Origin of the sequence: Paraburkholderia bannensis (assembly GCF_014200455.1) — a bacterium.
GTDB lineage: Bacteria > Pseudomonadota > Gammaproteobacteria > Burkholderiales > Burkholderiaceae > Paraburkholderia > Paraburkholderia bannensis_A.
Map to the genome: position 1 here is coordinate 263434 of NZ_JACHBW010000006.1, position 25127 is coordinate 288560.

The following is a 25127-nucleotide window of genomic DNA, read 5'->3' on the forward strand; positions in this document are numbered from 1 at the left end:
ATGGCTAACGCTGCAACGACACATCACGGCCACGATCATGGCCACAGTCACGATGACAGCACCAAGACCACGTTAGGGTTCTGGATCTACCTGATGAGCGACTGCCTCATCTTCGCGACGCTGTTCGCCACCTTCGGCGTGCTCGCGAATGCCACGGCAGGCGGCCCGGGTGCGAAGCAACTGTTCGAACTCGATTATGTGCTGGGCGAAACGCTGTTGCTGCTGGCAAGCAGCGTGACGTTTGGTCTGGCGATGCTCGGCCTGCATTCGCAGCGGCGCGGCCAGGTGATTTTCTGGCTCGTGGTCACCTTCCTGTTTGGCGCGGGTTTTGTGGGCATGGAAGTCAACGAGTTCGCGAAACTCGTCGCCGATGGCGCGGGTCCGCATACGAGCGCGTATCTGTCGGCGTATTTCACGCTGGTCGGCACGCACGGTCTGCACGTGAGTGCGGGTCTGCTGTGGATCGCCATCATGATGCATCAGACCTGGAAGTTCGGCCTGACCGCAACGGTGCGCCGCCGCCTCGCGTGCCTGAGCCTTTTCTGGCACTTTCTGGATCTCGTGTGGATCTGCGTTTTCACCTTTGTTTATCTGCGAGGCATGCTGTGAGTCATTCCAACGTCTCTCATTCGTCTCACTCCGCCGGTCACGACGATAGCCACGACGATAGCCACGGCAGTTTCAAGGGCTACATGATTGGCACGGTGCTGTCGCTCGTGCTTACGCTCGCGTCGTTCGGCGTGGTCATGTTTCATGTGATTCCGCCCGCGCAAGGGCTGACGGCGATTGTCGTGCTGTGCGTCGCGCAGCTGGTCGTGCAGCTGGTTTATTTCCTGCATATCGGCGCGGCGCGCAGTCAGCGTGCGAATACCGGCATTTTTATCTGCACGGCGTTTTTGATTGCTGTGATCGTGGGTTTGTCGCTGTGGGTCATGCACAACGCGAACGTCAATATGATGCCATCGCAGATCAGCGTCGAGCGCGCCATGGCGCACGATTGAGGATAGAAAAAACCCCGCGTAGTTTGCGGGGTTTACTTTTGTCGGAAGGGACGGCGTCAATCCGCCTCGCCGCGCTCCCCAAACAATCCCGTTTCCATCCCCGTTTCCATCCCCGTTTCGCGCAGTTGCTTTAATCGCGCATAGACCGTCGTGCGCGACACGCGCAATTGCCGCGCGACCGCCGCCACGTTTCCGCCGTGTTCGCGCATGGCGTTCTGCACGGCGATCAAGGTCTGTTCTTCCAGCGTCGCCCCGTTCTGCGCGCCGCCCACAGAAACCGCAGGGGGCATGGTTTCATCGTCCGCAGCCAGCGGCATATCCATGCGTCGCGCCGTGCTGCGGTTGAGCGGCGCGCGCGCGTACTGCACCCACACATGACTGCCGTCCGCGCGCGCGAGACGCAGCGGATTGCGCTGCGGCCGCAGCAGACGACCCAGTTGCGCAAGCGGCGCTTCGTCGAACAGGTCGCGCAGGGCGGTACGGAGCAGGGGCGCGCCATGCGCGAGGCCGAACATGCGCCGCGCCATGCGACTCGCGCCACGCAGCGTGCCGTCTTCTTCCACGGCCAGCACGCCCGCCATCGGCGTGGCGAGCCAGCGCGGATCGTGCTGCACACGCAGCAGATGGCAACCGCGCAAGGTCGCGAAGAGACGCTGCTCGGCGGCCAGCGCCGCAAGCCGGAACTGTTCCCTGATCGGCGAAAGATCGCGCTGCCCCGTGCCGGTGAGATCGAGCGCGCCGATCACTTCGCCATTCAGCCCGTAAAGCGGCACCGCGATGCAGGACGCACGCTCGAATTCGTCGAGATAATGCTGGCCGTTCGCGACGGTCACTTCGATGCCCTCGTGCAGCACGCAACTCGGCGCGGTGGTGCCGATATGCGATTCGAGGATGCGGCGTCCCGCGATGATCGGCAGGATCAATTCGTCGTCGCAGGCGGGGCTGCGGCGCGCGTGGATCACCGTGCCCTGGGGATTGACGCAGAAGATGGTCCAGTCGTCGCCGCCAAAGGCATCCCACAACTGCTCGATTTCATCGACTACGCAACTGTAGAGCCGCCGGTCTTCGTGCGATTCGCGGGCGCTGCGCGCGCCTTTCAGCAGTTCGTACTCCGGCGCCTGCGAGGGCCGCACACCTGCGTCGCGTGAACGCGCCCACGATCGCGCGACGGAATCGGGCAGCAGGCCGCACGCGAGCGCGTCAGGTAAAAGCTCGCCGCCGCCAAAGCGCTCACGCACCGAATGCAGTTGAGCCAGCGCACTGTCCGTCGCGCGTTGCGCCCCGGATTGCGACGCGGATTTGCTCTTCATGCGGGCTCCCGTTCAGGCGATTTCATGCGATGGGCGATGGTTGCAGAGGGTTGTAGAGCGTTTTAGCGCGGCGTGCCGATGCGGCGACGGGCGGCACGACGCCGTTTGAAGGGCACAATGCCGCCCGTATGTGGCGCGGCTCACGCCGGGTAGTGCGAGCATAGCGCAGCCGCTGCGCGCCCGGCAGCGGGGATTACCGGAGGCCGGCATCAGGCATGCGTAAAGCGCAGGATGGGCTTGAGCGTGACGCCGCGCGTGCTGTCCTCGGCGGCTTCGTTGATCTGCTCGACCGGGTAGAACTTCACCAGCTTGTCGAAGGGAAAACGTCCTTGCTGATACAGCTCGACGAGTTGCGGGATGAAGCGCTGCGGCACGCTATCGCCTTCGACGATGCCGCGTATCGTGCGCCCGTTCAGCAGCAGGCCGTTGATGTCGAATTCGCCCTTGGTGCCCAGCGGCGGCGCGCCCACCACGCCGATTGCGCCCAGCGTGCCGAGCGCTTCGATCGCGCCGGCCAGCACCTGCGGATGCCCCGTCGATTCCAGTGCGAAATCCACGCCGCCGCCGGTGATGTCGCGGATCGCCTCGACCATGTCGACTTCGCGGCTGTTGACCGTGTGGGTCGCGCCCAGCTCCTTCGCCAGTTCGAGCCGCGACGGCACAATGTCGACGGCGATGATGGTCGATGCGCCCGCCACGCGCGCCGCCATCACGGCCGAAAGACCCACGGCGCCCGCGCCGAAGCTCGCGAAACGGCTGCCGGGCGTCACCTTCAGCGAATTGATGACCGCGCCCGCGCCGGTCTGGATGCCGCAGCCGAGCGGCCCCAGCAATTCGAGCGGCGCGTCCTGCGGCACCTTGATCGCATTGTTTTCGCGCGCGAGCGCATGGCTCGCGAACGACGACTGTGCAAAAAAGTGATCGTGCAGCGGACGGCCTTCCTCGTCCTCGATGGCGGTGCGGCCTTCCAGATCGCCGCCGCCGAAATTCAGCCCGAAGAAGTGGCTGCAATATGCGCCGTGGCCGCCCACGCAAGGCTGGCAATATCCGCAGGCACCGTAGGTCAGGACCACGTGATCGCCGGGCTTGAGGTTCTTCACGTTCGGGCCGACTTCCTCGACCACACCGGCGCCTTCATGCCCCAGCACGGCGGGCAGCGGCACCGGATAGAACTGGTCGCGCACGATCAGGTCGGTGTGGCACAGGCCGGTGGCGACCACGCGCACCAGCACTTCGTCGTCCTGCGGGCCCCGCAGACGCGCCTTCTGGATCGTGAACGGCTCGCCCTTGGCGCGCGCGACGGCCGCTGTAATTGCTGTGCTCATGTGTGTCTCCTCAGATCGGGTAGAGCGGCGCTTCGCCCTTGAGCGTGAGCCACTGCCATTGCGTGAATTCTTCCCAGTTGGCCGGGCCGCCGATGCTGGTGCCGTTGCCCGACGCGCCCACGCCGCCGAACGGATTGATCACCTCGTCGTTGACGGTCTGATCGTTGATGTGCAGCAGGCCGGTGCGCAGCCGTTCGCCCATGCGCAGTGCCCGGCCCACGTTCGCGGTGACGACCGCCATCGACAATCCGTACTCCGTATCGTTGGCGAGCGCGATGGCTTCCTCGTCGGTGTCGAAGGGGACGACGACCGCCACCGGCCCGAAGATTTCCTCGTTGAAGGCCGGGTTGTCCTGGGTCACGCCGCTCAGCACGGTCGGCTGGAAAAAGAGGTCGCGATAGCCGCCGCCGGTTTCGACCCGTGCGCCGGCCTGCTGCGCATCCGCCAGTACACGGGAGATATGGTCGCGCTGCGCCGCATTGATGATCGGCCCAAGGGCGACGTCGCCCGTTGCCGGATTGCCGACGGTGAGGCCCGAGGCCTTCTTCACCAGTTTTTGCACGAATTGATCGTAAATTTTACGCTGCACGAGCACACGGCCCGTCGCCATGCAAATCTGGCCCTGGTGCAGATACGCGCCCCAAGCCGTGTTGGCTACGGCGAGATCGATATCGGCATCGTCGAGCACGATCAGCGAATTCTTGCCGCCCAGTTCCAGCGAGACCTTCTTGAGATGACGGCCCGCCGCTTCGCCGACCTTGCGGCCTGCGCCGGTCGAGCCCGTGAACTGGATCATGGCGATGTGCGGGTCGCTCGTGAGCGCCGCGCCCGCGGCGCCGTCACCGGGCAGCACGTGCAGCACGCCGGCGGGCAGGCCGGCCAGTTCGAACAGGCGCGCAATGGCGAAGCCGCCGCAGATCGAGGTGCGCGGGTCCGGCTTGAGCACCACGGCGTTGCCGAGCGCGAGCGCCGGAGCGACCGCGCGCATCGCCAGATAGAGCGGGAAATTGAACGGCGAAATCACCCCGACCACGCCCAGCGGGCGGCGGCGCGCCAGCGACAGGCGGCCCGGCGCCGAAGGCAGCACCTCGCCCGCCGAGCGCGACGGCAAAGCGCTCGCTTCATGCAGCGCCTTGATGGTGACGTGCGTTTCGGCAGCGGCCTTGCCGCGCGTCGAGCCGCTTTCGCGCACGATCCAGCCGGCGATCTCGTCGGCGGCTTCCTCGGCCAGACGGGCGGCGCGGCGCAGCACGGCGGCGCGTTCGTCGTAGGGCAGCGCAGCCCAGCCCTGCTGCGCATCGAAGGCCGCCTTCGACGAAGCCGCGACAAAGGCGGCGTCGGCCATGCCGATGCGCGCGAGGCGCTCGCCAGTGGCCGGTTCGAGCACGTCGGCCGCCGAGGTGCCGTTGCGCCATTCGCCGGTGAAGACACGGCCGTGCCAGCTGTCGTTATCGAGGAGGCGGGTGGAAGAAGTAACGCTCATGCTGACTCCTGTGGGTTTCGTGCGAAAGCGGTGCGGATGCCGGGAAAGCGGGGGCAAGGACGCTGCAAAGTCGTCACGTTAGGGAATGAGGGCCAGCGTCGCAATCGGGAATAGTTCCCGGCGCTGGATCGCCTGTGTCCACGCGGCGTGACGCATAAAAGCGTTCAGTTGCTGAACACCCTGGCTTTCACGCGCGGTCTGGGCACGCCTCGTGCGCTAGCACGAACGTCGCGACACACCGTCGCTTTTACGTGGAGACGCACCATGAACAAGGACCAGGTGAAGGGCACGGCAGAAAAGATCAAGGGCAAGATCAACGAAGCCGTGGGCCGCGCCACTGACAATCCGCAGCGCGAACTCAAGGGCGACGTGCAGCAGGCTGCCGGCGAAGCACGCAAGAACTATGGCGACCTGAAAGAAGCCGCCAAGGACATGACGAAGCGTCGTCACTAAGCGAGGCTGCGGCCTCGACCCGACGTGATTCGCCGCGTGCCGTTCGTGCGGAGAATCACGCGGCGACCCACGCGTCACACGTCGGATCTCCTGCCGGATACTGCGGCTGTGACAGGGGTTGTGCAGCGCCGGACTGCTAGGGCCGGCGCTGTTTTGCGTGATTTCGAGCCGGCAAGGCCGAGCCGCGTCAGGCGGGCCTCGTCAGGCCGAACCTTCCAGAATCCGCGCCTGGCGCCGCATGCCAGCGAAGATGGCCTCGGCGACATCTAGCGGGAAATCGTCCGGCAGTTGTGCGCCGACTTCATCGATGACGCGCTCAGTCTGCTGAGCGAGCGTCGCCATCATCTCTTCGACTTCCTCGACGGAAAATCCCACGCGCTGTCCTTGCGCGATCCAGTGGCGCGGAAAAATCTGCGCGATGCGGTAATGAGCGTTGCGCCCGCGCACCGCCATGGCGAGGCTCGCGCGCTGTGCCGCGAGCTGGTTGCGCCCGCGCCCGATGATCGGATGCGCCGATAGCACATCGTAAAGCGGCGTGGCGACGTAACGGCTGCCGGGCAGATGCGCGATGCTGAAATTCTTGGCGTGTCCATCCGTGGCCGCGAGCAGCCAGAAAAGGATCTGCGCGAGAAAAAAATGCCGCCTGTCCTGCTCCGAATGCGACGAGCCGCCCAGCACCGCCATGACGGCGTTGATGCCGGGGCCGCCATCGGCCTCGTATTTGACGATGCCGGGGGTGCCTGTCGCCTGGCACAGATCCTCCTGCGGCAGGCGCACGATCCAGCGGCCGTTGCGCGCGAGGCGCCGGTCGAAACGCTCGACCACGAGCGCCTTGGTGTCTTCGAAATGCGCAATCTCGCACGGGGCGATCGGCAGCCCGAATGCGCCGACGATCTTCGCGCAGAGCCATTCGTTCTCCACCGAAGTACGCATATCGGCGCGCATATTGCCGACCAGCCCGAGCGGCAGCTTGAGGATGTGCGTAGTGGGCGTGCTGCCCGCGGGCAGCAGCCAGCGCCCGTTATGGCGCAGCAGCGCGGTTTTTTCCTGCGCCCCGGCAATCGAGAGGCGCAGATCGTCCACCGGCTCGTGCTCGCCGAAATGAGGCGTGGCGGTCGTATCGCGCAGCAGCCTGGCAATGGCGGCTTCGTCGAGCGAACGGCCTTCGATCGATTCGAGCCCGACCGGCGTTTCGCCCGCCGGCAGCAGTTGCAGCGCGCCCACGCAATCGCGCCCGAGCACCGCGAGCAGTTCGAACGGCGAGATGCCCGCCGTGCGGTAACGCGCGGCGATACGCCGCCGGATGCGTTCGCTATCGGGCAGCAGATTGTCGAAATAATCGGTGACGACAGGGCCGCGCAAGGGCTGGTTGCCCGGCGTGAACGGCAGCGAGAGCGAGAGCGGACGGCCTTGCTCGTCGTCGAGCCAGCTTTGCAGATAGACGAGCCGCTCGACGCCGCGCACGATCTCCCAGTAGCCGACGGGCAGGCCGTTCATCCACAGGTCGAGGCGGTTCGTCAGACGGGTGCGCGCCATTTACCAGTCCTCGCGCTGGGAAGATCTGGCGGCGGCTTTACGAGGAGCAGGGGATTGCTTCGATGCCTTTTGCGGGGCTTGTTTCACCACGGCCTTTTTTGCCGCCACCTTCCTCACTGCCGCTTTCTTCACGACAGTCTTCTTGACGGCAGTTGCGCGTCGAACCGGCGTGGTCTGCGTCGCCCCGGCGGCGAGATGCAGATCGACCGCGAGCAGTCGCAATACACGAAAGAGCCGGTCGAAACTTGCGGCGGCGGGATTCGCCTCAAATGCCGCGTAGCTTTGCTGGGAGATGCCAAGCCGCTGCGCGACGTCTTCCTGGGTCAGGCCAGCATTCTTGCGAAAGCCTAACAGCATGGGACGCAACTGGCTGACGGTCTTGAGCGGATAGTCCACGCGAAGCTCCGGCAGAGGAAATAGGGGAAAAAGGATGCTTACAGTCTATAGACTGTAAATGCAAAATACAACCTAAAAGCTGTAAATGAAAAATACAGCCTATAGCCTGTAAGCGGCTTCGCCCGCCGCGGCCGCGAGCGATGCTATCGGCCGCTGTCGGACTTCAGGCCGGCGACACGAAAAAATAGCGCGTGAGGTGAAAGAAGATGGGCGCAGCGAAGCAGATGGAGTCGATGCGGTCGAGCATGCCGCCGTGGCCGGCGATCATCACGCCCCAGTCCTTGGCGCCCATCGAGCGCTTGACGGCCGAGAGCACGAGTCCGCCGATAAAGCCGCCAATCACCGTCACCGCCAACATGAGCGCGGCCTGCCACACATTGAACGGCGTAAGGCCGTGCAGCAGGGTGCCCAGGCCGATAGCAAGCGCGCCGCCGCCGATCAGGCCTTCCCACGTCTTCGACGGACTCACGAGCGGCGAAAGTTTGCGCTTGCCCCAGAGCTTGCCGCATACATACTGGAAGACATCGCTCGATTGCACGACCAGCAGGAAGAACAGCAGCAGCGGCCCGTTGTTATCGAAGTAGTGCGGCAGCGGCAACAGAAGCAGGGCGGGCGCATAGCTGAACGAATACACGCAGACCATCAGTGCCCACTGGATCTTGGCGTTGCGTTCGAGAAACTCGGCGGTGTCCTGAGAAAAAGCCTCCGAGGCCGAGAGCACGAAGAACATGTACACCGGCATGAAAATCGCGAACAGCCCATACCAGTGCAGCGCAACGAGCAGAAACTGGCCGGGCAGCGCGACGTAGTACGCGAGCACGAGCGACCAGTAATCGGCGGGCTTGGTGGGCGTGAGCGTAATGAACTCACGCAACGCGAAGAACGAGCAGATGAAGAACAGGAACAGCGTCGCGTAAGGGCCGAGCCACAGCGCCGCCGTGACGACCGCGATCATGACCCACCACGCGGCAATGCGCTGGTTCATATTGGCGACGGTCGTATTGCCCGGGCCGAACCTCATGCGAAGCACCGCGCCCACCACGGTAAAGAAACAGAGCAGGGCGACCACGCCCACGATCGTGATCCAGAAGACGTGCGGCATCCTTATCCCCGTACCGAATTTTGAAGTTTGATCACGGCGTCGCGCGCCGTGGTGAGGAATGCTTCCTTATCGAGTTGCGCGGCGCTGGGCACCGCATCGCCGAACGACACGTTGCAGTTGATCGGCACCGGCAGCAGCTTGCCTTTGGGCATCGTGCGCATCAGATCGGACAGATGCACGGGCACGAGCCTGACATCGGGAAACTCGTGCGAGAGCCAATAAAGGCCGCTTTTGAACGGGCCGATTTCGCCGGTCTGGCTGCGCGTGCCCTCGGGAAAGAGAATGATCGACCAGCCCGATGCCAACGCCTCGCGCACCAATTGAAGCGGGTCTTCGCCTTCGCCCTTGCGCGTCACATACACCACGCCCAGCACGCGATTCGCGATAAAGCGGCGCAGGGGCGACGCGTCCCAGTAGTCACGGGCGGCGGCTGGGCGCACGCTCGCGCGCAGATCGGGCGGCAGCGCCGCCAGGATGGCCAGCGTATCGACATGGCTCGAATGGTTGGCGAAATAGATCGTTTGCTGCGCGCAAGGCGGCGTGCTCGCGTAGCGCCCACGCGCGCCCACCACGAGACGCACGACACCCAGCAGCCAGCGCTGCATCACGTTACGCATGAGTTTTTTCCTCTGTGATCCGATGAAGATCCTGCACCAGCGCGCGCGTGCGCGTCACGCAGGTGAGCGCGCTGCCGGCCGCGATGATCGCCAGCGCCGCGGCAAGGCAGACAGGATGCCGATGCAGCATGATTTCGACGATCGTCGCCACGCAGGCAAGCGTCAGCAGCGCCATGCGATGCTGCTTGGCCATCGGCCCGATAAAGCGCTGCGGCACGCCCACCGAGCCGCCGAATACGCGCACATACGCGGTGAGCGCCGCGAACAGCGCGGCGGCCCAGCCCAACGACGGCAGGCCCACGCCATACCCGGCGGCGACCAGCAGAACGCTGTCCGCAATGCGATCCGGAAATTCGTTGAAGATCGGCCCGGCGATGGATTTTTTACCGCCTTCGACGGCGACCAGCCCGTCGATGACATTGCATAGCAGACGCAACTGGATGCACGCGATCGCGATAATCATGTCGATCACGCTGTCGATGCGCAGCAGCGCCACCGCGCCGATCGCCGCGAAGACAGCGCTCGCGCAGGAAATCTGGTTAGGCGTCACGCTCGTGCCGGCCAGAAACCTGGACAGCGCCACGATCACCGTGTTGGAGCGCGATTTGATTGGGCGTCGGTTTTCGTCCATGAAGTTGAATTACGTCGATGGAATGTGGTTGGCCGGGACGGCCTGGAAGCTCGGCGTTATACAGCGCTGCGAGAGCCTGATGGCGCATTAGGCCACGGATTCTTGAGCGTCGCCAAAGGAGACATTTCTATTTAGCGGAAACCCGACATTTCTATTTAGGACCTACAAATTTAACTTCGATAATTTGCATTATGTAAAATCAAAAAGATCCAGCAAAAAAACTGCAACCGATGCCTGCCGTCGCCGGTAGCCCGAATGCCTGGCATGCCAAAGGATCCTTCGATCCCCCGGCAAACCCCATAACGGCCCAGGCATACCAACACGGCTTCAGTGTTCGCTACTCGCTTTTGCGGCCTGCGGGCACGCCGGGTCCTTGCCCCAATGGCCGTCGCAGACACGCCAGCGGCACAGTTGGTCCTCGAAGAAACCCCGCTCGCTGCACGCCTTGACCTGTTGCGCCAGCGAAGCGTTGCCGTCCGTTGCCTTGGCCGACGTCTTCGGGCCGTGCGTGCTGCCGCCTTGCTTCGCGTCCGCCGGTTTGGTGCGCGCCACCAGCACGGCTAGCAGATCGACATCGGAATCGTCGTGCTTGCCGTCGGCATGCGCTTTCTTCGATTGCGCCACCGCAGTCTTGCTATCGCTCTTATGCGCGTTGGCCTTTTCCTGTTTTTCCTGCTTCCCTTCAGTGGCGCTCTTGTGCTTCGCGGTGTTCTTTTCAGGCGTCTGAGCCTGCTGCACCGGCTTCGCCTGCGGTGCAACGGGTGCAGCAGTCGCGGCAGCGCTGCCGTCTGCCAGCGCACGTGAGATCCGGTCGCTGTCACCGGCCTTCGCATTCGCATTCGCTGCATCGTCGTCAGCAACGATGGTGGCCGCATGCGACGCGGAGGCGTCGCCAGTTTTAGATGCGTTCGCAACGATCACATGCGATGCAGGCACCGCCGACGCGGCCGCGACGGCACCTGCACGGGTCGCGCTGGCCGCTGTCGCCGCCACGCTGGACGCATTGGACACATTGGATCCGCCGGTTTGCGTACGCGACATCCAATGCCACGCCCCGAATGCGCCCGCCCCAATCACGAGCAGCGCCACCAGCCCTGCGGCTTTCGAGGACCGCTGCGTCTTGCCGGCGGGGGGAACTGGCGGCACCACCCGCCCTTCGAGATTCGCGAGAATGCGCGAGCCATTCTGCGCGCCGCTGGCAGGTGCGCCGGCCGGCTTTGCCGGGACATCGGCAAGCAGACTGGGAGGAGCTTTGGGTCGGGAATTGTCCGGCACACTCATTACTTTAGAGTCTCATTCGGATCGTGCACATTGAATCGGGCCTGTTTCGCCGTAATAATACGTATCGGCCCGAGTTCGGGCAGGCCTGATTCTAAAATCAAGCATTACAAAAAACAATTGCCTCAGTTCACGGGATCGCTTTTGGTTGCCATTGCACTCGTAGTCTATTTCGCCATTACCGTGCTGATAGCCGCAATTCTGCTGCTACCGGGCGTCCGGGCGTCTTTTTTCGACGCCGTATTCAACCTGCATAATGTGATCACGCGGCGTATTTCCGCGAGTTCCACGCAAGCGCGCAAGCATATTTCTAAATCGGCAAAATATTCCCAATCGACAATGGTCGATATGCAAAATTTGCTGATTAAGCGGCGCTTGCTGATTTTGTCGACGACAGGTATTCTTGCGACGCCGCCGCTGATCGCTATTGCGCTTCGCGGCCACCAGTTATTCCAATACGACGATACGCCTCGTGTGCCCGATGAAAAAATCGCGGCATTACTCAATGGCGAGCAGCTTGTTCCGCCGCCGCCATTGCCGCCCGAGGTGTTCGCCACACAGGAAGTCGAACAGATTCGTCCGGCCCTGGTGGACGCGAGCCGCGACTGGAATCTGCTCGATGCCGATTTCCGTACGCGTCTGTTGCTCGTTTATAAAATCATGCGCGAGCAATACGGTTACGAAATGGCTTTGCTGGAAGGTTATCGCAGCCCCGAACGGCAGGACAAGCTGGCAAGAATGGGTGGCAGCGTGACCAATGCCGCCGCGTTCCAGAGCTATCACCAATACGGCCTCGCGGCCGATAACGCGTTCCTGCGCGACGGCAAGCTCGTCATTTCAGAAAAAGATCCGTGGGCCATGCGCGGCTATCAGTTATATGGGCAGGTTGCCGAACAGGTCGGCCTCACGTGGGGCGGCCGATGGAAATTGATGGACCTGGGGCACGTTGAATATCACAAGCCCGGTTTCGTGCTGGGACGCAAACCGGCAGACGCAAAATGACATGCGCATGTAACAGCGGCGCAAGAATGGCAAGCCGCAACGGAAAACGCAAACGCGTCTATGCAGATTGGGCCGAAGCAAAACGCAAAGCGGACAATAAAGAGGATGGTTATGGGGCGTTCCTTGATTGCTTTGAGCGACATGACGCGGGGGCCGTGCACACCGTGCAATTCCTTTCCTGATCTCTCACATTTTTCACATCGACAGCCGATCCTGTACAGCACATGATCGGCTGCACGCGCGCGCCCTCCCCGCCGCGCGTCTTTGAACGCCACGCATGAAACACCAGAACAGCACTCAAAGCATCAGGATCTGACCGGCATATGCAACGCTTTCTCAACGTGTTGACTCACAAGCGCACGCTTTCCATCATCGGCTTCATTGCGCTGGCAGCCGTGCTCTATATCGCGGCCGACACGCTGCAAATCGGGCTCATCTGGGTCGCGGTCGTGCTCGGCGTGCTGCTCGCACTCTGGCTGGTCGTGTGGATCGTGCGCCGCATTCGCGTGCGCCGCGCCAACCGCAAACTCGGCGATATGCTGGAACAGCAGGCTCAGGCCGAAGCGCCCGCCGCTGTGACCGCGCGCGGCAGCCAGACCGAACTCGACGCCCTGCGCACGCGCCTGACCGATGCGGTCAAGACCATCAAGACGTCGAAGATCGGCCAGCTTTCGGGCGGCTCGGCGCTCTATGAACTGCCCTGGTATATCGTCATCGGCAATCCGGCTGCGGGCAAAAGCAGCGCCGTCATCAATTCCGGCCTGCAATTTCCTTTCGCCGATAAAAAAGAAGCCATCGTGCATGGCATGGGCGGCACGCGTAATTGCGACTGGTTCTTCACGACCGAAGGCATTCTGCTCGACACCGCGGGCCGTTATTCGATTCACGAGGAAGATCGCGGCGAATGGCTCGGCTTTCTCGGTCTGCTCAAGCGCTATCGTCCGAAAGCGCCGATCAACGGCATCATCGTCACGGCAAGCATTGCGGAACTCACCGGCAATCGCCCCGAATTCGCCATCAATCTGGCGAAAAACCTGCGCCAGCGCGTGCAGGAACTCACCGAAAAGCTCGAAGTCTTCGCGCCCGTCTACGTGATGTTCACAAAGGTGGACCTGATTACGGGCTTCACCGAATTCTTCAGCGCCAACGAGCGTCACGAATACGATCGCGTCTGGGGCGCTACCCTGCCCTACGAGCCGGACGAGAAGCGCGATGTGGTCGCGCAGTTCGACGAGCGTTTCGAAGAACTCTACGAAGGCCTCAAGGAAATCAGCATCGCGCAGATGTCGATCAGCCGCGGCAACGCGCTCACGCCCGGCCAGTTGAGCTTCCCGCTCGAATTCTCGACCATCAAGCCGGCGCTGCGCGCGTTTCTCGCCACGCTGTTCGAGAACAACCCGTTCCAGTACAAGCCGATTTTCCGTGGCTTCTATTTCACGAGCGCACTGCAGGAAGGCGAAACCAATAGCGCCGCCGCGCAGCGCATCGCCAATCGCTTCGCCCTTTCCGCCGACGGCCTGCCCAAGGCACAGCCTGCGTTCTCGAAGAACGGCTTCTTCCTGAAAGACCTGTTTTCCAAGGTGATTTTCGCGGACAAGCAGACTGTTCGCCAGTTCGCGAGCCCGGCCAAGACGCGTCTGCGCTACGCCACGTTCTTCGGCGTGGTGGCGGCGCTGGCGCTCGCACTGGGCGGCTGGACGTGGTCGGCCGTGAATAACCAGCAACTGGTGGCCAACGTGCAGGCCGACCTCGACAACGTCCAGCGTCTGCAGCAGAACCGCAACGATCTGCAATCGCGCCTCCAGGCGATGGACATTCTCGAAGACCGTATCGACCAGCTCGAACAGTTCCGCCGCGACAAGCCGGTCGCGGTGTCGCTCGGTCTGTATCAAGGCGACCGCATCGAACAGCATCTGCTTGAGGAGTACTACAACGGCGTGCGCCAGATCATGCTTACGCCGGTCTCGCAGAATCTCGCGTCCTTCCTCAAGGATGTCGATGCGCATCCCGACCAGCTTGCGCCGATGACGCACACGCCCGATTCGGGCGCCGTGCCGGTTTCCGCTCATGCGGCCATGGCGAGCACGAGCCAGGGCGGTCTCTACAGCGACGCCTCGCCGTCCAGCGTGGAAGACGCCTACAACGCGCTCAAGACCTACCTGATGCTGTCCGACAAGCGTCACGTCGAAACCGCTCACCTCACCGATCAGATCGCCCGCTTCTGGCGCGGCTGGCTCGAACAGAATCGAGGCACCATGCCTCGCGACGAGATGATCCGCAGCGCCGAGCGCATGATCACCTTCTATCTCGCGCGCGTGAACGACGACGACTGGCCGATGATCGACGCGAACCTTTCGCTGATCGATCAGACCCGCGAAAACCTGCGCCACGTGGTGCGCGGCATGCCGGCACGCCAGCGCGTCTATGAAGAAATCAAGGCGCGCGCCTCCACGCGTTTCGCGCCGATGACGATCGCGCGCATTGTCGGCGACGGCAATACGGCGCTGGTCGCAGGCAGCTACGCGATCCCCGGCACGTTCACGCGCGAAGCGTGGTTCCAGTACGTGCAGCCTGCCATTAGAGACGCGGCAACCAGGGAACTGCAGGCGAAGGACTGGGTGCTCAACACCTCGGCGTCCGACGACCTCACGCTCGAAGGCAGCCCGGAGCAGATCCAGAAGACGCTCGTCGGCATGTACAAGGCCGAGTACGCGCAGCACTGGCAGAAGTTCATGCAGGGCATTGCCGTGCAGGATTTCGGCAGCTTCGGTCAGGCCGTGGATGCGATGAACCGCCTGGGTGATCCGCAGGATTCGCCGATCCGCAAGATCCTTGAAACCGCCTACGACCAGACGTCGTGGGATAACCCGTCGCTCGTCAACAGCACCATCAAGCAGGCGCAAAGCGGCATCAAGGGCTGGTTCAAGAACCTGTTCTCGCGTGCCACGAAGGGCGCGGTGGAAGCGAATATCGACATCAACGGCAATCCGGTCGAAATCCCCATGGGTCCGATCGGCCAGACGTTCGCGGGGCTCGGCCGCATTGTCGTCACGCACGACAACGGTTCGATGCTCAAGGGCTATATGGATTCGCTCTCGAAGGTGCGCACGCGCTTCAACACCATCAAGAACCAGGGCGATCCGGGACCCGGCGCGCGTCAGCTGATGCAGCAGACGCTCGACGGCAACGGCTCGGAACTCTCGGATTCGCTCAAGTTCGTCGATGAGCAGATGCTCACGGGTCTGACCGACGATCAGCGCAAGGCGCTGCGTCCCCTGCTCGTGCGTCCGCTCATGCAGGCCTACGCCGTGGTGATCCAGCCGGCCAGCGTCGAAGTGAACAAGGTGTGGAACGCCCAGGTGTACCAGCCGTTCCAGGCGTCGCTCGCCAGCAAGTACCCGTTCGCGGGCACGGCGAAGGTCGAGGCCGGCGCGAGCGAAATCGCGCAGATGTTCGGCCCCGACGGCGCGATCTCGAAGTTCGTGAGCACCACGCTCGGGCCGCTCGCGGTGCGTCGCGGCGACACGCTGACCGCGCGCACATGGGGCGATATGGGCCTCGCGCTCACGCCGGATTTCACCGGCAGCTTCGCGCGCTGGGTCGCGCCGCTTGGCGGTGGCGCAGCAGGCGCCAGCGGCGGCTCCAGCGAACCGCAGACCGTGTTCCAGATCCTGCCGCAGCCTTCGACCGGCACGACGGAATACACGCTGGCGATCGACGGCCAGCAACTGCGTTACCGCAACACGCCGCCGCAGTGGACCAACTTCGTGTGGCCGAACCCGAACGGCGCGCCGGGCGCGACGCTCTCGGCGACCACCTTCGATGGCCGCACGATCCAGCTCGTCAACGAGCCGGGCCGCTACGGTCTGGAGAAGCTGATCAACTCGGCGCAGCGCAGCCGCCGTCCTGACGGCACCTTCGACCTCATGTGGACGCAAGGCAGCGTGTCGGTGTCGCTGAGCATGCGCATCATCAGCACCTCGCAGCCCACCGCGTCGAGCAACGATGCGCCGCAGCAGCAAGGGCTCAAGGGCGTGCAACTGCCGTCGTCGATCGCGAGCGTCGGCGCGGCGGGCAGCTCGCAGGTTGCACAGAGCGCACAGAACACGCCGGGCGCCAGCGCGCCCGCCAACGCCCAGGCGGCGACCAGCGCGCCGCAAACCACGGCGCCGGCGACCGTTGCTGGCTCAACCAACTCGCAGGGAGTTGCGCAATGACGCAAACCGTTCAGGCGCAGATCGCCTACTTCGGCAAAATTCCGTCGCGCGGCGACTTCGTGAAGAGCGCGCACAATCCGCAGTTGCTGCAGACGCTGGACAGCTGGATTGCCGAAGCGATGAACATGCTCACCGACGATCCGCGCTGGAAGATCGTCTACGAAGAAGCGCAACCGATGCACTTTGCGTTCCTTGGCTCGCAAAGCCGCCTGGCGATCGCGGGCCATATGGTGGCGAGCCACGACCAGTCGTCGCGGCGCTTTCCGTTTCTCGCCGCCACCGCGCTGGAAGTCGAGCAGCCGCTCGCGTTTCTCGCGCGCAGCCCGCTGGCCTTCGCGCGCCTCTGGTCGCGCGTGGCCTCGCAAATGCAGCCGCTGCTCGGACCGACCGAACCGGCGGGCGCGCTGCAGGCGCTGGGCGAAACGCATGTGCCGGTGGATGTGGGCGGCGCGGGCAACCCGCACGACGGCACCTTCGCGGATTTCATCGAGCATCAGACGTTGTCGGGCCTTGAACAGATGCTGCTGGGCAGCGGCCATCCTGTGCGCCTGAAAGGCGCGATGCTCGCGCTCGGTTCGCTGCTGCGCCCGGTCATGCAAAGCGGCACCGCGCATCTCGAACGCGGCCTCACGCTGCCGCTGCCGACGGACCCGTTCTATCGCAGCCTGGTGGGCGCGTTCTGGCTCGAACTGATCGCGCCATTCGTGTCGAAGGCCGATTTCGAACTGGCCATTTTCCTTGGCACCATCGCGCAGCGCGAGCGGCTCATCATCGGCTTCAACGGTGCGTCCGCGAAGACCCTGCATAGCGTGGTCGATCCGCAAACCTATTCAGCTCATAACATCGATATCGACGACCCGGAATGGGTTGACGATCATGCACAAAGCGACCATGGCATCAGCAAACTCGTCAGCTACCTCGATCAACCGCAACTCTCGCTGCGCGTCGCCATCGACACGTTCCGCGAAGTGTTCATCGGGGAGCCGGTCAATGGCCGCCGTGGCTAAACGCAGCGGCCTGGCCGCGGCAGCGGCGCTGAGCTTCGGCGCGCTCGCCTCGCTGTCGATGTTCGCCACGTCCGCGTGGGCCGACGACGCCAGCCCCGCGCGCGTCTCGCCCATCGCCAACAACGGCGCGACGGTGAGTGGCACGATCCCGCCCGCTTCTGCCACCGCGAGTATTCAGGCGAACGCCGCCACGCCGACCGCTTCTGCGCCGCGCAGCACGGTCACCTCCACGCCCGCGCCGGTGGACGCCACGCCGGGTCAGGTGGTGGCCGGCGGCAAGGTGCCCGACGAAGCGACGCACGCCGCCGTCCTGCAGCGTCTGCGCGATACCTATGGCGCGGGCAACGTGGTCGATCAGATCGAAGTGGGCGATGTTGCCACTCCGCCGAACTGGTCGTCGAACGTGCAGAAGCTGCTTGGCGCGCAGCTCAAGCAGATCCACAAAGGACAACTGAAGATCGACGGCACGCAGATCGACGTGCGCGGCGAAGTCGGCAACGAAGCGCAGCGTCAGCAGATCGCCAGCGATATGGCGAATGCGCTTAACCCCACCTACACGATTCGCAACGGTCTGCGCGTGAGCGCGTCCGAACAGGGTTTGCTCGATCAGACGCTCGCGAACCGCACGATCGAATTTGAAACCGGCAGCGCTACGCTCGCCCCCGAAGGCCGCGCGATTCTCGACCAGATGGCGGCGGTGCTCGCGAAGATGAACACGCGTACGGTGGAAATCATCGGTCACACCGACAATTCGGGTAATCGCGCTTCGAATATCGCGCTCAGCCAGGCGCGCGCGGATGCGGTGAAGGGTTATCTCGTCGGCAAGGGGATTTCACCGCAGCAGTTGACGACCAACGGCGTCGGCCCGGATCAGCCCGTGGCCTCGAACGACACCACAGACGGCCGCGCCCGCAATCGCCGCATTGAATTCCGCGCGGGTCTTTAAACCTCGGCTACGGAATGCAAAAAGCCCTGCGTTTGCAGGGCTTTTTCTTTCTGGCTCAGTCGTTTAAGTCAGTTTTCCGACTTCACACCCAGCATCTCGCGGATATGCGAGAGCGTGCCATCGTCTTTCACGACGGTCGCCAGCCATTCATGCAGTGGCATGCCGGCCCATTCGGCGGCCTTGTCGGCAAGATAGGCAACGGGGCTATGCGGTTCGGTGGCGCGGAAATAATCAGCCACGGCGCGAAGTTGCGCGACCGCATCCGCGCGGCTCTGGATGCCGCCATGTGCGCGGCTGGGTACGCGAGTCGGAGTCTGCACAAAACCCTCATCGGACAAATGCGGCGCCAAAGGCGTCTTGAAGCTCGGCTCGGAACGCTCGTCCGTGGGTGGCGCGCCGATCAGGCTTTCCGGCGCGGTCCGCGACGTTTCGGGCTGCTTGAGAACGGCGTCTGGATCGACACCCACGTCGCGGGCAAAACGCTCCGCAAGCCGATACACGGTTTCGAACGCTTCGCGCGTCTGGCGAAAGCTCGGTGCGGAATCTCCGGCCTTGCGTTCCAGTTCGTCGTCGAGCGCGGCAAGCGCCTTTTCGAAGTCCTTGAGCTGCACGATCAAGGTCTCGTAGAACGCACGCGAGGTTGCGCGGCGCGACGCATCGATCTGTTCGACCGAAGGCTTGCCACGCGCAATATCGTGGGCATTCTCGGGATCGCGTTTGACGGTCTGGGCAACGTGTTGCGCCACGTCCCAGTCGAGCGTGCTGAACGCCGTGTCCGACTGCGTGAGCGGCACCGCGCGCAGCAATTCCGCCGAGCGTCCCGCGAGCCACGCCACGTTGCCCAGCCGCGATTCGACATCGTCGCCTTCGGGCAGCGGGTGAACCTGATCCCAGAAACGCTCGATCAGCCCGGTCAGCACGGCGTAGCCCTGCGTGAGGCCGGGTACGCCCTCCTGGATCGCGAGCGCCTCGGTCAGCCACACGGCCACGCGCAGATCCTTGGTCTGGGTCGCGAGCAGCGCCGAACTGCGCTCGACCACGAAGGGCCAATCGGCTTCCTTGATTTCCGTGACCCACTCGCCCTGATCGAGCGACGGATCGTCGAAGCGGCGCGCGTGGGCGATCGCATCGAAATCGGCGGAAAACAGCAAATCCTCGCCGCACGGCGAGCTTTCATTGATGGGCGCCAGCAGCGCGGTGTAATCGGTCGACATGGTCAATTCACGGTGTATTCGAACTCGCCTGCTTCGTTCGCACGCACATTGACGCTTTGCAGCGCGGTGCCTTCCGCCATGCGTTCGAGCACCTGTTGCGCGAGTTCGGGCAGCAGCGTGCCGTTCAGGATGTGATCGACATTGCGTGCCCCCGAATCCACTTCGGTGCAGCGAGCCAGCACGGCTTCGACGAGCGAATCGTCCCACTCGAAGACCGCGCCGTGGTTCGCCTCGATGCGGCGACGGATGCGTTCGAGCTTGAGTTCGATGATCCCGGCGAGCACGTCGTCCGAGATCGGGTAATACGGCACGACCTTCATGCGCCCAAGGAACGCAGGCTTGAAGGTCTTGTACAGTTGCGGGCGCAACAATTCGGCGAGCGCGTGAGCATCGGGCAACTCTTCGGCCGCTTTGTTCAGGCAGGCCTGCATCACCGCCTGCGAACCCACATTCGACGTCAGGATGATCAGCGTATTGCGGAAGTCGATCGCACGGCCTTCGGCATCGTCCATGGTGCCTTTGTCGAAGATCTGGAAGAACATTTCCAGCACGTCCGGATGGGCCTTTTCGACTTCGTCGAGCAGCACCACCGAATAGGGATTGCGGCGCACCGCCTCGGTCAGCACACCGCCCTCGCCGTAACCCACATAGCCCGGCGGCGACCCCTTGAGGCCCGACACGCTATGCGCTTCCTGGTACTCGCTCATATTGATGGTGACGAGCTTGCGCTCGCCGCCATAAAGAATGTCAGCGAGCGCAAGCGCGGTTTCGGTCTTGCCGACGCCCGAGGGTCCCACGAACAGGAACACGCCGCGCGGCTTGTTGGGATCTTCGAGGCTGGCATTGGCGGTACGCACGCGCTGCGCAATGGCGTCGAGCGCATGATCCTGCCCGATCACGCGCTCGGAAAGCAGCGGGCTCAGGTTGAGCACCGTCTTGATTTCGTCCTTCACCATGCGGCCCAGCGGAATGCCGGTCCACGACGCCACCACTTCGGCGACGACATGGCCGTCCACCTGGAGCGGCACCATCGGGCCGTCGCCCTGCAAGGCGTGCAATTGCGCAACCAGCGCGGGTAACGCTTCGCGCGCGGCGTCCGCGTCGCGGGCGAGATCAGCCGATGCACCCTCCTCACGCGCCGCGTCGATGCGATTGCGCAGCGCCGCGATCTGCGCCACGAGTTCGCGCTCCTGCGCGTAGCGCGCTTCGTCTGCGGCCACTTCGGCAGCGGCTTCGGCGCGTTGCGTACGCAGATCCGCGAGGCGTTCGTGGTGCGCCGCGCCGTTGGCCGCTTCACGTTCGAGCGACGCAATTTCCGCGTCGATGCGTTCGATATGACGCTTGCCGTCGTCGATCGTGCCCGGCGTCGAGCTATGCGCGAGCGCGACCTTCGCACAGGCCGTATCGAGTACGCTCACGGCCTTGTCCGGCAGTTGGCGCGCACTGATATAGCGATGCGAAAGACGCACGGCTTCGGTAATCGCCTCGTCGAGAATGCGCACATTGAAGTGGCGTTCCATCAGCGCGGTCATGCCGCGCAGCATCGCGGCTGCGAGCGTTTCGCCCGGCTCTTCGATCTTCACCACCTGGAAACGCCGCGCGAGCGCCGCGTCTTTTTCGAAGTACTTCTTGTACTCGCTCCAGGTGGTGGCCGCGATCGTGCGCAGTTCGCCACGCGCGAGCGCCGGCTTGAGCAGATTGGCCGCATCGTTCTGACCAGCCTGACCGCCCGCGCCGATGATCGTATGCGCCTCGTCGATAAACAGCACGATCGGCTGCGGGCTCTTCTTGACTTCATCGATCGCGCTTTTCAGGCGGTTTTCGAACTCGCCCTTCACGCTCGCACCGGCCTGCAGCAAGCCCATATCGAGCACGCGCAGCGCGACGTTACGCAGCGGCCCAGGCACGTCGCCTTCGGCGATACGCAGCGCAAGACCTTCCACCACGGCGGTTTTACCGACACCCGGCTCGCCTGTGAGAATGGGATTGTTCTGGCGGCGGCGCATCAGGATGTCGATGGTCTGGCGAATTTCGCCCTCGCGGCCAATCACCGGATCGACCTTGCCCTCGCGCGCGCGTTGCGTGAGATCGGTCGTATACGTGTCGAGCGCGGGCGATTTCGACGGGCCGGCGGCAACTGGCGCCTGCGCCTGCTCTTCCTGCGCGCTGCCGGGTTCGGCATCGCGCGGCGCGGCTTCGACGGAGCCTTCGGTCAGTTCGTCGAAACGATGCTTGAGTTCGGCCACCGGCACTTGTGCCAGACGCGACGACATGCGCTGCGCGAACTGCGCGAGATCCGGTGCGCTCAGCAGCGCAAGCAACAGGTGCCCCGAACGGATGCGGCCAATCTGCGTATCGAGCGAAGCAATCAGCCAGGCCTGTTCGAACAGCGCGATCAGATGCGGCGAAAACACCGGCGTGCGAGTGTTGCCGGTTTTCAGGTTCTGCAATTCGCGTTCGAGATCGGCGCGCACCGCATGCGCATCGATGCGCGAGGCGCGCAGCGCACACACGAGATCGCTGGCTGGTTCTTCGATCAGCGCGAGAAACAGATGTTCCAGATCGACTTCGTAATGCCCGCGCGACAGGCACGAACTGGCCGCGCGTTCGGCCGCCAGGCGGCAGGTCGTGTTGAGCTTGGTGATCAGGGTCTTGAGAGGCGTGCTCATGTCGTGAAGGCGTTCCGGGCGAGATTCGGTTCAGTCGTCAATGGGTGACATGCAATTCGTAATGTGCGTCGGCGCGGTCGCGATCGGCGGCGTGCGTACAGAGGAAGGCGTCCCAACCCAGCCGCGAACCGCCGCCAAGCTGGCTCTGCCCCACTTCCGAGCGGCGCAGCACGAGACGTACCTCGTATTCGAGCGTCACGCGACCGAGCAACGTGAGCATGCGTTCGAGCGCAATGGCACGTTCGCCGCCGGGCAGGAATGCTTCGTAATCCTTTCTTGATAGCGGGCCGATTACAAGACGCGCGCGCATGTCGCGCTGCCAGACACGCTGCCCCGCAAGCGCCGTCGCGCCCAGCGCGACATTGCGCTGGCCGAGCATCGAAAGCTGATCGGGCGGCACGTCGTACCACTTGCCGATGAACTGCTCGATGCGCACCGGCACGTTGAAGTATTCCGACAACGTGTTCTGCAGATACGCCGCCGAAACGGGCCGATGACGCGCGGCAATCGCATAACCCGCGATGGCTTCGTCGAACAGCGCGCCGCGGCCTTCGTGCAGACCTTCGCGCGATTCGGCATTGGCGACGCCTGCGAGCGAGAGCAGCAAGGGCAGATAGCGCTCGTCGCGGTCGAGTTCGTAATGAAACGGCAGGCGATACTTTTTCCACGCGTTGTAGAACAACGCCGTGGCGCGATTCGAAAACACATCGAAGAATTCACGCGCGGCGCGATCGCGCTTGATCTGCTCGCGCGCGATCAGCTGCTCCGTATAGTGCAGCGGCAGCGCACCCTGCGCGCCCAGCAAGCCAAAAAATGCCGGCGTAATCGATACATGATCGAGGCGACCCGCCTCGATCGCCGCATCGCGCACGTGTTTTTCCGCAAGCGATTCGCCCGCCTCATTGAAGGCAGCGGCCTGCTCGATCTCGCTCGGCGGAAAGCCCAGCGACAGCGTATTGCGAAACGACACGCGCTGCGCGAGCACATCGCGTTGACGGTCTTCGGCCTTGTCGACGAACCAGCGCTCAAGTAGGCGCACCGCCTGAAAAAACTCGAAGCGGTGCGGCTCGTCGAGCAGGCGCTCGATTACACCAGGATCGATTCGCCGCTGCGGGGCTTGCATCGCAGGATCTCCTCGCCGGTGAGTCTGGAAAGCACCACCAGTTGAACAAAGCTGTTGATATGAACGTAGAGCCCGAAGAACACGTCGAGCACGCGCACGAAGGTGCCCAGGCTGGTGCCGACGAAATGATCCTCGTCGATGGTCACGCGAATCTCCACGCCGCGCACGAAAGTGGCGAACGGCTTGCCCGGCAGCCATTGCACGGCGGAGCGCTGCTCCACGTCGACGATACCGTCGATATGCCGCGACGACACCGCCGAGCGCCGCATATCGTAAAGCGCCAGCATTTCCTTGAGGGTGCCCGCGCCGCCGCCCGTAAGCGAAACATGGCTGAGCGACAAATGCGAAATCAGACGCCAGTGCGCAGTCTGGCGGCGCTCGAAGCGCACGCTCGGCGTCGGGCGCGCGAGCAAGGAAATCTGGCTCGTGTTCGAGTTGCCGTCGATGAACAGATCGCCGCCTTCCAGACCCACCGCAAGGCCGGCAGGCAGGTCGCGGTTCGTGCAGGTGAGTTCGAGGCTGAGCGTATCGGTCTGCTCGGCGGCCGGGTCGAAATCGATATCGACGATCGAGATTTCCGTTTCGTAGCCGGGGCTTTTCTGCGCGACCCATTCGTCGCGGCGCGCAAACCAGTAATGGCCTGCGCGTGTCGCCTCGCCATGGCGCAGCGAATAAAACGGCCGGAATTCCACCACGGTTTCCTCAGCGGCGCGCTGCTGCACGAGATTGACCGAATCGATCGAATACACCTCGTAGCCGGATGCACGACGCGCATCGGCAATCACCGGATAGGCGACGGCCTGATGATTGAGGCGGATGGGTTCGCCGTGCTGTTTGAACAGATTGACCACGGGCGTGCAGAACAGGCGCAGATGATGCGCCGCGAGCGTATCGAGCAGACGCGCCTCGTGTGAATCGCCGCGCACTTCCTTCAGCACGATATGCAGCGTGATGCGATGGCAGCGGCCTGCGGCCGCGCTCATGGCCGCAAGATCGAAATCGACGAAATCGAATTTGGCCGGAAACGCGAAGTATTCGGTCAGCAGCCGATAAGCCGGATGCGATTTCGCAGGGAAATCGATCAATGCCTCATCTTCGCCGAAGCCCGCCTGGGCGAACGGCAATTCGCGCAGCGCCGTCCAGCGCCCGTTGCGCTCCGGTTCGACCCACGCGCCAATCGCATTGACGAACAGGCAATCGCCGAGCGCTGCGATAAACGATTGCTCGCCGCTCAAATGCACGCGCAATTGCGGCACCTTTAGCGCGGCAATATCGAATTGCGGCGAAGTCGATTCGAATGTGATCGAGATAACGCCGGTGGCATCGCCGGGCAGCACGATCGAACCCGGCGCCATCGCTACCGGCATATAGCGCGCTTCGGCTATGCGGATGGGCGCGAGCGTGACGTCGTACGCAGTGCGAAAACGGCACTGAAGGCTGCGCAAAGGCCGCGATTTGAGTTCGGTGCCGCGTGGGATGACGGTAGGCGCGGTCAAATTGCTCGATGCCGCCGATGTGCCGAGTTGCGCGACGGAGCACGAGGGAAAGGGCCGCAGATAATGCGGATAGAGGACTTCGAGCAGCGCCTCGGTGAATTCGGGGTAATCGTCGTCGAGCCGCTTGTTGATGCGCGCGCCTAACAGCGCGAACGATTCGATCATGCGCTCGACGTGCGGATCCTCGCAATGCTCGCCCGTCATCGCGAGCCGGGCCGCGATCTTCGGGTAGCGCTCGGCGAATTCGCGCGAATAGCGTCGCAGGAACGACAATTCGCGCTCGTAATACGGCAACAACTCTTCCATCGCGATTCCCCGCCC

Annotated in this window: 21 protein-coding genes; 8 read left to right on the forward strand and 13 right to left on the reverse strand. The window is 63.5% G+C overall.

Annotated features, from left to right (window positions below; translation table 11 throughout):
- Both cyoC and cyoD read left to right on the forward strand, forming a co-directional pair.
- Positions 1-609, forward strand: a complete 609-nt coding sequence (gene cyoC / locus F4827_RS12605) for a cytochrome o ubiquinol oxidase subunit III (RefSeq protein ID WP_183724263.1) — start codon at positions 1-3, stop codon at positions 607-609.
- Positions 606-1001, forward strand: a complete 396-nt coding sequence (gene cyoD / locus F4827_RS12610; RefSeq protein ID WP_183724264.1) for a cytochrome o ubiquinol oxidase subunit IV — start codon at positions 606-608, stop codon at positions 999-1001. The genes cyoC and cyoD overlap by 4 nt, the downstream gene beginning before the upstream one ends.
- 56 nt (positions 1002-1057) lie before the next feature.
- Here the strand turns inward: cyoD and F4827_RS12615 are convergent, their stop codons facing one another.
- The 3 genes from F4827_RS12615 to F4827_RS12625 form a co-directional block, all read right to left on the reverse strand.
- Complete coding sequence (locus F4827_RS12615) at positions 1058-2311, reverse strand: helix-turn-helix domain-containing protein (RefSeq protein ID WP_183724265.1); 1254 nt, start codon at positions 2309-2311, stop codon at positions 1058-1060.
- 209 nt (positions 2312-2520) lie between these two features.
- Entirely contained in the window at positions 2521-3636 is a 1116-nt protein-coding gene (locus F4827_RS12620) for an NAD(P)-dependent alcohol dehydrogenase (RefSeq protein WP_183724266.1), read from the reverse strand.
- Positions 3637-3646: 10 nt separating this feature from the next.
- Positions 3647-5119 carry a benzaldehyde dehydrogenase gene (locus tag F4827_RS12625; protein ID WP_183724267.1) on the reverse strand — a complete coding sequence of 491 codons (1473 nt, stop codon included), beginning with the start codon at positions 5117-5119 and terminating at the stop codon, positions 3647-3649.
- Positions 5120-5383: 264 nt separating this feature from the next.
- Between F4827_RS12625 and F4827_RS12630 the strand changes: the two genes are divergently transcribed.
- Positions 5384-5572, forward strand: a complete 189-nt coding sequence (locus F4827_RS12630) for a CsbD family protein (protein WP_183724268.1) — start codon at positions 5384-5386, stop codon at positions 5570-5572.
- 201 nt (positions 5573-5773) lie between these two features.
- Here the strand turns inward: F4827_RS12630 and F4827_RS12635 are convergent, their stop codons facing one another.
- The 5 genes from F4827_RS12635 to F4827_RS12655 all read right to left on the reverse strand — a co-directional run bounded on the left by F4827_RS12635 (position 5774) and on the right by F4827_RS12655 (position 9686).
- A complete protein-coding gene (locus tag F4827_RS12635; protein ID WP_183724269.1) occupies positions 5774-7108 on the reverse strand; it encodes a type II toxin-antitoxin system HipA family toxin in 1335 nt (444 codons plus the stop codon).
- The gene (locus F4827_RS12640) at positions 7109-7504 is read right to left on the reverse strand and encodes a helix-turn-helix transcriptional regulator (RefSeq protein WP_183724270.1); all 396 of its coding nucleotides are present in this window, start codon (positions 7502-7504) and stop codon (positions 7109-7111) included. It abuts the gene before it with no gap.
- A 163-nt stretch (positions 7505-7667) separates the two neighbouring features.
- Positions 7668-8606: a phosphatidate cytidylyltransferase gene (locus F4827_RS12645; protein ID WP_183724271.1), complete on the reverse strand. Its 939-nt coding sequence runs from the start codon at positions 8604-8606 to the stop codon at positions 7668-7670.
- Positions 8607-8608: 2 nt separating this feature from the next.
- Entirely contained in the window at positions 8609-9223 is a 615-nt protein-coding gene (locus tag F4827_RS12650) for a lysophospholipid acyltransferase family protein (RefSeq protein WP_183724272.1), read from the reverse strand.
- Positions 9216-9686: a hypothetical protein gene (locus F4827_RS12655; protein WP_221303666.1), complete on the reverse strand. Its 471-nt coding sequence runs from the start codon at positions 9684-9686 to the stop codon at positions 9216-9218. Before F4827_RS12655 ends, F4827_RS12650 begins: the two co-directional genes overlap by 8 nt.
- Between F4827_RS12655 and F4827_RS34925 the strand changes: the two genes are divergently transcribed.
- Positions 9685-9945, forward strand: a complete 261-nt coding sequence (locus F4827_RS34925) for a hypothetical protein (protein WP_221303667.1) — start codon at positions 9685-9687, stop codon at positions 9943-9945. The genes F4827_RS12655 and F4827_RS34925 overlap by 2 nt on opposite strands.
- A gap of 236 nt (positions 9946-10181) precedes the next feature.
- Here F4827_RS34925 and F4827_RS12660 read toward each other — a convergent pair whose 3' ends face one another.
- Positions 10182-11135: a hypothetical protein gene (locus F4827_RS12660; RefSeq protein WP_183724274.1), complete on the reverse strand. Its 954-nt coding sequence runs from the start codon at positions 11133-11135 to the stop codon at positions 10182-10184.
- A 141-nt stretch (positions 11136-11276) separates the two neighbouring features.
- Between F4827_RS12660 and F4827_RS12665 the strand changes: the two genes are divergently transcribed.
- From F4827_RS12665 to F4827_RS12680, 4 genes are all read left to right on the forward strand, one after another.
- A complete protein-coding gene (locus F4827_RS12665) occupies positions 11277-12134 on the forward strand; it encodes a M15 family metallopeptidase (RefSeq protein WP_183724357.1) in 858 nt (285 codons plus the stop codon).
- A gap of 323 nt (positions 12135-12457) precedes the next feature.
- Positions 12458-16351, forward strand: coding sequence for a type VI secretion system membrane subunit TssM (tssM, locus tag F4827_RS12670; protein ID WP_183724275.1), 3894 nt, complete (start codon positions 12458-12460; stop codon positions 16349-16351).
- Positions 16348-17358: a type VI secretion system-associated protein TagF gene (tagF, locus tag F4827_RS12675; protein ID WP_183724276.1), complete on the forward strand. Its 1011-nt coding sequence runs from the start codon at positions 16348-16350 to the stop codon at positions 17356-17358. The genes tssM and tagF overlap by 4 nt, the downstream gene beginning before the upstream one ends.
- Entirely contained in the window at positions 17342-18304 is a 963-nt protein-coding gene (locus F4827_RS12680) for an OmpA family protein (RefSeq protein WP_183724277.1), read from the forward strand. The genes tagF and F4827_RS12680 overlap by 17 nt, the downstream gene beginning before the upstream one ends.
- A gap of 68 nt (positions 18305-18372) precedes the next feature.
- Here the strand turns inward: F4827_RS12680 and tssA are convergent, their stop codons facing one another.
- The 4 genes from tssA to tssF are packed head-to-tail and all read right to left on the reverse strand — an operon-like array spanning position 18373 to position 25112.
- Complete coding sequence (tssA, locus tag F4827_RS12685; RefSeq protein ID WP_183724278.1) at positions 18373-19518, reverse strand: type VI secretion system protein TssA; 1146 nt, start codon at positions 19516-19518, stop codon at positions 18373-18375.
- A 2-nt stretch (positions 19519-19520) separates the two neighbouring features.
- Positions 19521-22187 carry a type VI secretion system ATPase TssH gene (gene tssH, locus F4827_RS12690; RefSeq protein WP_183724279.1) on the reverse strand — a complete coding sequence of 889 codons (2667 nt, stop codon included), beginning with the start codon at positions 22185-22187 and terminating at the stop codon, positions 19521-19523.
- 37 nt (positions 22188-22224) lie between these two features.
- A complete protein-coding gene (gene tssG / locus F4827_RS12695) occupies positions 22225-23310 on the reverse strand; it encodes a type VI secretion system baseplate subunit TssG (RefSeq protein ID WP_183724280.1) in 1086 nt (361 codons plus the stop codon).
- Complete coding sequence (tssF, locus tag F4827_RS12700; RefSeq protein ID WP_183724281.1) at positions 23274-25112, reverse strand: type VI secretion system baseplate subunit TssF; 1839 nt, start codon at positions 25110-25112, stop codon at positions 23274-23276. The genes tssG and tssF overlap by 37 nt, the downstream gene beginning before the upstream one ends.
- Between the last annotated feature and the right edge of the window lie 15 nt (positions 25113-25127).